Here is a 6948-nt window from a genome sequence, read left to right on the forward strand (position 1 = left end):
ACCTTATTTTTAGCACTGTTGCTCTAGCACAGATAAAAATGGAAAGCTTTGCGAAGGAAAATTCTATTTTTTCTTACTTTAAAAAAGCGACCAACGGAAGCTCTTTTTAAAGTTTAAAAAAAAAGATTTTTACAAGTAAACTTGAAATGTATAGCTGGAAAAAGCTTCAAATTATTGCTCAAAAATTTATATTTTTTAGTTACTTTAGCGACTTGAAAAAACTAATTATTTTACAATGAAAAATACAGCTTTATCTCATATTCACGAAAGTTTGGGTGCAAAAATGGTTCCGTTTGCAGGTTACAATATGCCTGTTTCCTACGAAGGTGTGAACGCCGAACACGAGATTGTGCGCAGTGGTGTTGGGGTTTTTGACGTTTCGCATATGGGTGAATTTTTAATTAGTGGCGAAAATGCGTTGGCTTTAATTCAGAAAGTTACTTCTAACGATGCTTCGGTTTTGGAAATTGGAAAAGCACAATATTCGTGTTTGCCAAATAATGATGGTGGAATTGTGGATGATTTAATTGTTTACAAAATGAAAGAAAACCAATATTTGCTGGTTGTAAATGCGTCGAATATTGAAAAAGATTGGAATTGGATTTCAAGTTTTAATGATTTGGGAGTTGAGATGAAAAATCTTTCGGATGATTATTCTTTGCTTGCAATTCAAGGTCCAAAAGCTGTTGAAGCGATGCAGAGTTTGACTTCTATTGATTTATCTGCTATAAAATATTATCATTTTGAAGTGGCAGATTTTGCTGGAATTGATCACGTAATCATTTCGGCAACAGGTTATACTGGTTCTGGTGGATTTGAAATTTATTGTAAAAACACTGATGTTGAACAAGTTTGGAATAAGGTTTTTGAAGCTGGAAAAGCATTCGGAATTAAACCTGTTGGTTTGGCTGCAAGAGATACTTTGCGACTAGAAATGGGTTTTTGTTTGTATGGAAATGATATAAATGACACTACTTCGCCACTTGAAGCTGGATTGGGTTGGATAACAAAATTTACTAAAGATTTTACAAATTCTGAAAATTTAAAAGCTCAAAAAGAAGCTGGTGTTTCAAGAAAACTTGTTGGTTTTGAATTGACAGAAAGAGGAATTCCGAGACATGATTATGAAATTGTTGATGCTGATGGAACTAAAATTGGAATTGTAACCTCAGGAACAATGGCGCTAAGTGTCGGAAAAGCTATTGGAATGGGTTATGTGAAAACAGAATTTTCGGCTGTTGATAGTGAAATTTTTATTTTAATTAGAGATAAAAAAATTGCAGCTAAAGTTGTGAAAATGCCTTTTTATAATAAATAAATTAAAATGTCTATTGCAAATTCAATTGCAAGATAAATTATGAAAATATTTTACTTTGTCATCCTGAGCGCAGTCGAAGGAACACAAACTAAATCTTTATATTAAAAAATATACTTTTAAATTTAACTATAAATAATCAATAAACAGAATCTGAAACAAGTTCAGATTAAATAATAAAAATGGGAAGAGCATTCGAATTTAGAAAAGGAAGAAAAATGAAACGCTGGTCGGCGATGGCAAAAGCGTTTACAAGAATAGGAAAAGATATTGTAATGGCAGTAAAAGAAGGAGGACCAAATCCAGAAGCCAATTCTAGATTACGTGCTGTTATTCAGAATTCTAAGGCAGTAAATATGCCAAAAGAAAATGTAGAACGTGCCATTAAAAAAGCTACAGATAAAGATACTGCCAACTACAAAGAACAACTTTTTGAAGGTTATGCGCCACACGGAATTGCTATTTTAATAGAAACTGCAACTGATAATAATAACAGGACTGTTGCCAATATTAGAAGCTATTTTAATAAATGTAACGGTACTTTAGGAACTCAAGGTTCGGTAGAATTTATGTTTGATCATACTTGTAATTTTAGAATTTCAAATAACAATCAAGATGTTGAAGAAATGGAATTGGAATTTATAGATTTTGGTGCCGAAGAAATTTTTGCTGATGAAGATGGAATTTTAATTTATGCGCCATTTGAAAGTTTTGGTGCTATTCAAAAAGAATTGGAAAGTCGTGGAATTGAAATTTTATCCTCTGGATTTGAGCGAATTCCGCAAGTAACAAAAAAACTTACCGAAGCCGAAATTGCTGATGTTGAAAAGCTTATAGAAAAAATTGAAGAAGATGATGATGTGATGAACGTTTATCATACTATGGATGAATCAGAATAATATTAGATATTAGATTTAATATATTAAATTTAAACTTCAAGGAAACTTGGAGTTTTTTTTTATTTGAAAATAAATTTTAAATATTTTGTAACTTTTAACAAACCTAATCGTATAATTAATGATTTTGAAATTCAGAATCATTAATAAATTTATCTAAATATATATGACAACAATTTTTGATTTTTGGTGGGTATTTTTAATTGTAATATCCATAGTTCTTTACAAATTTGTTTTAAGAGTTTTCTTCGGAATGGTAATAGTTCCAGAAGATAAAATAGGTCTAGTAACCAAGAAATTCGTTCTTTTTGGAGCTGATAAATCTTTGCCAGACAGCAGAATAATTGCCACAAAAGGCGAAGCAGGATTTCAAGCGCAAACTTTGGCGCCAGGATTGTATTGGGGAATGTGGATTTGGCAGTATTCAGTTGATATGACTGCATTTACAATAATTCCGGAAGGAAAAATTGGATTAGTTTTAAGCAAAGATGGAAAGGAAATTCCAACAGGTAGAATTCTTGCCAGAAAAGTTCCGAGTGATAACTTTCAAGATGCAGAAGCTTTTTTAAATAATGGCGGACAAAAAGGTAGACAATCAGCATTTATTACAACTGGATCTTACCGAATTAATATATTTTTGTTTGAAATTGTAATTATAGATCAAATAAAAATTTACGAAAATATGATAGGAATTGTTACTGCACTTGATGGAGAACCAATTCCAGATGGTCAAATTGCTGGTAAAAATGTTCCTGCACACAATAATTTTCAAGATTTTGACAGATTTTTAGAAGAAGGTGGAAATCGTGGTTTGCAACCTCAAGTAATGTTGGCTGGTTCATATTACATCAATTCTTGGGCAATTCAAATTGAACAAAATCCTATGACTGATGTGCCAATTGGTTATGTTGGAGTTGTAATTTCTTATATAGGTGAAGATGGTTTAGACGTTACAGGTGAACATTTTAAACATGGAAATATAGTTTCTAAAGGTCAACGTGGCGTTTGGATGGAACCACTTGGACCAGGAAAATATGCATTGAATAAATATACTACTAAACTAGAAGCTGTTCCAACCACAAACTTAGTTTTAAATTGGGCTGATGCCAGAAGTGAATCTCATAATTTAGATCATAATTTGTCAACAATTACGGTTCGATCTAAAGATGGTTTTCCATTTAATTTAGATGTATCACAAATTATTCACGTTCCAGCAAATGAAGCGCCAAAAGTGATTGCACGTTTTGGAAGTATGACCAACTTGGTTTCGCAAGTTCTAGAGCCAACAATTGGTAATTATTTTAGAAACTCCGCACAAGAAAGTGATGTAATTTCGTTTTTGAGTACTCGTAAAGAACGTCAAGAATCGGCTAAAAATCATATCAAAGTTGTTTTGGACGAATATAATGTAAACGCAGTTGATACTTTAATTGGTGATATTGTTCCGCCAGATTCATTAATGAAAACCTTAACCGATAGAAAATTGGCAGAAGAAGAGCAAAAAACGTATCAAACCCAAAGAATGGCACAAGAACAACGTCAAGGAATGGAAAAAGAAACTGCTATTGCAGACATGCAAAAAGAGATTGTAAAAGCATCTCAAAGTGTAGAAATTGCTCAAAGAACTGCCGATGCGACTGTTAAAAAAGCTGAAGGTGACGCAACAAGTTTAAAATTAAATGTAAATGCAGAAGCCGAAGCTACAAAAATGAGAGCAAATGCTGAGGCAGAAGCTACTAAAGCAAGAGCTGGAGCACAAGCAGAAGCAACAAAACTAAATGCAAGTGCCGAAGCTGAAAAAATTTCTAAAACTGGTTTGGCTGAAGCTGAAAAAATTATGGCAATTGGTAAATCTACTGCCGAAGCTTATCAGTTGCAAGTTTCTGCAATGGGCGAAGATAACTTTGCAAAATATAAAATTACAGAAGAAATTGGTAAAGGAAATATTAAAGTAATTCCAGATGTATTAATTTCAGGAACAAATGGTTCTGAAGGTGGAATTAGTGGTTTACTTGGTTTGAAACTTATGGAAATGATGGATACTAAAAATGAAAAACCATCTTCTAAAAAGTAGATTTTAGATTTATAAATTGAAATCCGTTTTGTAAAAGCAAAGCGGATTTTTTTTATTCAAAATCTATTTTCGTTTTAAATTTAATAAAAATTGTTTTCACAAAATTTTACCAACTGTAAAAGAAATTAGTACTTATATATTAGTTATTTTTGCTAAAAATTAACCTTCAATGCCCAGATTTCAAGAAAACGATTTACCAAAAGCGAAAGTCAATGCAAGTTCTTTAAAAAATGCACTTTTAATATTTAAATACGCAGCCAATCATAAATGGAAATTCTATCTTGGACTGTTTTTTCTTTTACTCACAAGCGCAACAGCATTAGCGTTTCCAATGTTAATGGGAATGTTGGTAGATTGTGTAACGAATAAAGATTTAAGTCAAGCCAATTGGATTGCACTTTCATTAATGGGAATTCTTTCGCTTCAAGCTGTTTTTTCCTTTTTTAGATTATCATTATTTGTAAATTTTACTGAAAACACTTTGGCGAATTTACGATTTGCCTTATATGAAAATTTAATAAAATTACCAATGTCGTTTTATTCTCAAAAGCGTGTTGGCGAACTAAATAGCAGATTAAGCGCAGATGTTTCTCAACTTCAAGATACCTTAACCAGTACAATTGCAGAATTTTTACGTCAGTTTATTTTGATTATTGGAGGATTTATTATTTTGGCAACCATCAGTCCAAAACTAACTTTAATGATGCTTTCTATAGTTCCAATTGTGGCTGTTGCGGCAGTTATTTTTGGTAAATTCATTAGAAAATATGGAAAAAAGACACAAGATAAAGTAGCCGAAAGTCAGGTTGTTGTTGAAGAAACGCTTCAAGGAATTAGCAATGTAAAAGCGTTTGCTAACGAATGGTACGAAATTGAACGCTATAAATCTAAAATTAAAGAAATTGTAAAAATTGCAATTAAAGGCGGACAATATCGTGGTTACTTTGCATCATTTATAATTTTGTGCTTGTTCGGTTGCGTTGTGGCTGTAGTTTGGTATGGAATTACTCTAACAATAAAAGGCGAAGTTGATGGAATTGGCGATTTAATTTCGTTTGTTTTATACACATCATTTATTGGTGCATCGTTTGGTGGTATTGCCGAATTGTATTCTCAAATTCAAAAAGCAATTGGATCAACCGAAAGAATTTTTGAATTATTAGAAGAAACGCCAGAAAAAATAAATTCATCGCAAGCAGTTGTTACAGAAAAGATTAAAGGAAATGTAACATTTAAAAATGTATCGTTTAGCTATCCGTCAAGAAGAGAAATTGAAGTTCTGAAAGACGTAAATTTCACTGCTAATTTCGGTCAGAAAATTGCAATTGTTGGTCCAAGTGGTGCAGGAAAATCAACGATTTCTTCACTCCTACTTCGTTTTTATGATATTGATGGCGGACAAATTTTAATTGATGACAAGAATATTTACGATTACGAATTAGAAAATCTTCGTGGAAATATGAGTATTGTTCCGCAAGATGTAATTTTGTTTGGCGGAACAATTAGAGAAAATATAGCTTACGGAAAACCTAATGCAACCGAAGAAGAAATTTTACTTGCAGCAAAACAAGCCAACGCACTGAATTTCGTTAACGGATTTCCAGAAAAATTTGACACTTTGGTTGGTGAACGTGGTATAAAACTTTCTGGTGGACAACGTCAACGTATTGCAATTGCAAGAGCTTTGCTTAAAAACCCTAGTATTTTAATATTGGATGAAGCAACATCTTCATTAGATAGCGAAAGTGAAAAACTAGTTCAGGAAGCATTAGAAACTTTAATGGAAGGAAGAACTAGTATAATAATTGCGCACCGATTATCAACAATTAGAAATGCTGACGCTATTTTGGTTCTAGACAAAGGAATAATTTCTGAAAAAGGAACTCATAAAGAATTACTTGAAATTGAAAATGGTATTTATAAGAATCTTAGTAATTTGCAGTTTAGTGAGTATTAGAATTTTATTTTAGCAATTTCCAAATTTAATTTTCTAAAAAGTCTAATCATTTTTAAATTATTATTAAATTCATAATTCATATTTAAACCTTCTGATTCATAAGGTTTTCCATCATCGCTTAAATAATTGCTTTTAATAAGATTACTTTCAACAAAGTAATTTTCAATGTAAAGAGAATTTAAGTAAATGTTAAATATTGTATTGCATTGCAAAGTCATTCTAAAAGTTATTTCTTCACCATTATCATTAATTATATTATCTAAAACTTTTTCATTTGAAATTTTTGATTTGTGTTTATAAATAAATTTAAATGGATTAAAATTTATTATTTCAAAATTAGCAGATTCATATATAATCCTAAAATTTTCATTATTAGAAATTTTTTTCATAAATATTTTAGTTTCTTTTTTCCAAATTAAATATGCTTCAAAAACATTAACATTTATATTTATATCTTTAAAACCATCTTTAGTTATTGCCAAATTAGAAGGACAATTATTTGATAAAAATAGATATTCAGTTATTCCATTTTGTTTAAATTCTTTTTTTATAGAATCTTGATAAATTACAAATTTATTTTCATAGTCTTGAGAAAATGAAGAATATATTATAAAAAATACTAATAAAATTAATTTTTTTTTCATGTGATTAAATAGCTTTTAAAATCAAATCTACAAAAAAATCCCAAGCAAAACTTGGGATTTAA

5 protein-coding genes are annotated in these 6948 nt (G+C 30.7%); 4 read left to right on the plus strand and 1 reads right to left on the minus strand.

Translation table 11 applies throughout. The features are described 5' to 3' along the window. The first annotated feature begins 235 nt into the window (after positions 1 to 235). From gcvT to ACH2BC_RS02480, 4 genes are all read left to right on the plus strand, one after another. Positions 236 to 1318, plus strand: coding sequence for a glycine cleavage system aminomethyltransferase GcvT (gcvT, locus tag ACH2BC_RS02465; protein ID WP_395052404.1), 1083 nt, complete (start codon positions 236 to 238; stop codon positions 1316 to 1318). 179 nt (positions 1319 to 1497) lie between these two features. Beyond that, the gene (locus ACH2BC_RS02470) at positions 1498 to 2214 is read left to right on the plus strand and encodes a YebC/PmpR family DNA-binding transcriptional regulator (RefSeq protein WP_395052405.1); all 717 of its coding nucleotides are present in this window, start codon (positions 1498 to 1500) and stop codon (positions 2212 to 2214) included. Between the two features lie 163 nt (positions 2215 to 2377). Beyond that, the gene (locus ACH2BC_RS02475; RefSeq protein ID WP_395052406.1) at positions 2378 to 4285 is read left to right on the plus strand and encodes an SPFH domain-containing protein; all 1908 of its coding nucleotides are present in this window, start codon (positions 2378 to 2380) and stop codon (positions 4283 to 4285) included. 169 nt (positions 4286 to 4454) lie between these two features. Next, positions 4455 to 6242, plus strand: a complete 1788-nt coding sequence (locus ACH2BC_RS02480; protein WP_395052407.1) for an ABC transporter ATP-binding protein — start codon at positions 4455 to 4457, stop codon at positions 6240 to 6242. On the opposite strand, the gene ACH2BC_RS02485 is transcribed toward ACH2BC_RS02480, so the two are convergent. Next, the gene (locus tag ACH2BC_RS02485; RefSeq protein WP_395052408.1) at positions 6239 to 6886 is read right to left on the minus strand and encodes a hypothetical protein; all 648 of its coding nucleotides are present in this window, start codon (positions 6884 to 6886) and stop codon (positions 6239 to 6241) included. The genes ACH2BC_RS02480 and ACH2BC_RS02485 overlap by 4 nt on opposite strands. Positions 6887 to 6948 lie beyond the last annotated feature (62 nt).

This window comes from Flavobacterium sp., assembly GCF_043760115.1.
In the GTDB taxonomy this organism is placed as follows: Bacteria; Bacteroidota; Bacteroidia; order Flavobacteriales; family Flavobacteriaceae; genus Flavobacterium.